Source organism: Mesorhizobium sp. M0808, assembly GCF_040320025.1.
Lineage (GTDB): Bacteria > Pseudomonadota > Alphaproteobacteria > Rhizobiales > Rhizobiaceae > Mesorhizobium.
On the sequence record NZ_JAMYOX010000102.1, the window covers coordinates 1 to 2,559 of the forward strand.

Genomic DNA, 2,559 nt, shown 5'->3' on the forward strand with positions numbered 1-2,559 from the left:
ATGCCGAATTGCTCGACGACGGCTCGATCGAGATCACATTCGCCTACCACAACGGCGACGAGGCCATCCTCAAGGCAATACGTCAGACTTCTTCAACAGCCTGTTAGAAGACGAGAACGCGAAGCTGAAGAAGCTGCTCGCCGACCAGATGCTGGAAGCGTCGGCACTGCGCGAGCTTCTTTCAAAAAAATGGTAGGGCCCGCCGCCAAGCGCGAAGCCGTCGCGCATCTGCAGGCCACGATGGGCTTGTCGGAGCGGCGGGCCCGTTCCTTTGTGGGCGCTGATCGCAAGATGATCCGCTACCAGTCTCGCCGGGCGCCAGAGGCGGCACTGCGCGGCCGGCTACGCGACCTGGCCAACGAGCGCCGGCGCTTCGGCTATCGGCGGCTGTTCATTCTGCTCAGGCGCGAAGGCGAGGCATCGGGTATCAACCGCATCTACCGGCTATACCGCGAAGAAGGACTGGCCGTGCGCAAGCGACGCTCCAGGCGCCGAGCGGTAGGGACGCGGGCACCGATCCTGGTCCAGGCGAAGCCGAACGCGCGCTGGTCGCTGGATTTCGTCCATGACCAGTTCGCCTGCGGCCGGCGCTTCCGCGTCCTCAACATCGTCGACGACGTGACACGCGAATGCCTGGCTGCGATCCCGGACCGCCGGATGGCGCGTGAACTGACGGAATTGATCGCTCACCGCGGCAAGCCGGGCATGATCGTCTCTGACCACGGCACCGAGTTCACCTCGAACGCGATCCTCGCCTGGTCGAAGGATCATCAGGTGGAATGGCACTTCATCGCGCCAGGCAAGCCGATGCAGAACGGCTTCTGCGAAAGCTTCAACGGGCGGATGCGGGACGAGTTGCTGAACGAAACCCTGTTCTTCGGCCTCGACCATGCCCGAACAACCATCGCCGAATGGGCAGACGACTACAACACTACAACCGATCGCGCCCACATTCGGCGCTCGGATACATCACGCCTGCGGCCTATGCCGCCAATCTCACCGCAACGGACGATCGGCTGCGCAACCCCGACCAGCTCCGCCGATCACCCGTTGCTCAACCCGCGCCATACGGCGTAAAACCCGCCGAGGCTCTAACTGCAGCCGGATGAAAATTCAGTGGCAGGTCACCTGCAGTCAAAAAGCCGCTGCGCAAGCCCGACACTTTTTAATGCCACATATTGGGCGCGCTGGACTGCCCATTCATCGGCGGCTCGATTTAATTGGTGCTGTCAAGCTTGCAGGGTGTTCGCATTCGGGACGGTCACGTGGACCAGCACGTCGGGTCCGGCATCGTCAGATAGCGGCGAGCGTGGGCGGAATTGATCGGCAACGGCGCGCCACTGCAGGTTCGCAGCCTCTGCCGGCTCCTCGCGAAGGCAGTGGCGATGAAGGGGAGGCAACACGCCGCACTTTGCCGTTTCCGGCATGCGCCAGCACATTCCTCATGAGTGGAGGCGGGGCCGTTGAATAATCCGCTTGAGCGAATCGCTTTGAGATGAGGTGCGAGCCGCCTTCGGAGCCTGATTTGGCGTGACCCTCAGACTGCTCGTCTTGCCACCGACGGCTCGATTCGGGTGGGAAATACCAGCCGAAGAAATTTGATCAATATGCGGCTGCCAGCCGCTTGAGGTTCACGGCCGGAGCCGTGAGGTAGGCCTGGATCTTCAAATCGGGGAGGCCGCGCCTGGAGCACTGACTACCTCGCCTCGCAGAGCTTCGCCGTTAACCTGGGTTCGTAGCCATGTCTCCGTAGCGTCGCTCTGTCGGCGACTGGCTTGCGACGGTTGTGATAGAAGAGCCGGCACAGGAGGCGACACAGCTTGCATAGAGATCCTCGTGTGCGAGGCCGTGATCCGGACGCGGCAAGGCGTCGATGCCGGGCATCTGTTGCGGGTGATCCGCAATGTTGGTAGCGCCCCAACGATCGCGCCGGACGGCCAGATAACCATAGCGGTCGAGTGCCTGCTTGGCCGCGTCGCGCAACTCGGCGCTGTCGGCGAGGCCAAGATAATTGTTGGCGCAGAAATTCAGCACCTTTTCGCCGCCCACCTCGATTTCGGCCGACTGCGTCGAGGTGATCACCCGCTCGGATTTATAGAGGCCCGCGGACTTCAAACCAGCCAATTCTGCCGACAAATAGGCAATGAATGCGTTCTTCATCGACAACTCCGTAGGAATGGCATGGAGGAGGACGCCTACACAAGCATATGCTCAATATTGAGTGGTAACGGCTGCCGATTCGCTCAACCTCGCGCGCCAGCAAACCGGTCTTCTGCTGGTATCCCAACAGCGGAGGACGTCGGTATGTGCGTCCGGCAGTCCGCCAAAGTCACGGATAGATGACAGCAGTCGACCATGCAGGATCATCGTGCTTTTGCCAGTAGAGATCCATGAGCCGGCGGGTGACGGGGCCGACGCGCCCATTCGCGATTGCGGAGTCGTCGATACGCGTCACAGGCATAATGCCGCCGGCAGTCGAGGTGATGAACACCTCGTCAGCCCCTTTGATCTCAGCACGACTGACATCAGCAGCCGTGGCCGAGAGCCCCATCTCGGCAC

The 2,559-nt window shown here is 61.5% G+C and carries 1 protein-coding gene and 3 pseudogenes; 1 reads left to right on the top strand and 3 read right to left on the bottom strand.

Annotated elements, in window-relative coordinates; genetic code table 11:
* Window positions 1-1,077, top strand: a complete 1,077-nt coding sequence (locus NKI25_RS36095; RefSeq protein WP_353000936.1) for an IS3 family transposase — start codon at window positions 1-3, stop codon at window positions 1,075-1,077.
* 176 nt (window positions 1,078-1,253) lie between these two features.
* On the opposite strand, the pseudogene NKI25_RS36705 reads toward NKI25_RS36095, so the two are convergent.
* The 3 pseudogenes from NKI25_RS36705 to NKI25_RS36105 form a co-directional block, all read right to left on the bottom strand.
* Window positions 1,254-1,446: pseudogene (locus tag NKI25_RS36705) on the bottom strand (IS256 family transposase); the annotation flags it as partial.
* Between the two features lie 491 nt (window positions 1,447-1,937).
* Window positions 1,938-2,160 (bottom strand): annotated as a pseudogene (locus NKI25_RS36100) (glycine C-acetyltransferase); the annotation flags it as partial.
* Between the two features lie 169 nt (window positions 2,161-2,329).
* Window positions 2,330-2,559 (bottom strand): annotated as a pseudogene (locus tag NKI25_RS36105) (branched-chain amino acid transferase); the annotation flags it as partial.

Bases quoted from the DNA above. Each gene is read 5' to 3' on its own strand.
- NKI25_RS36095 (WP_353000936.1), top strand. From the start codon at position 1: ATGCCGAATTGCTCGACGACGGCTCGATCGAGATCACATTCGCCTACC.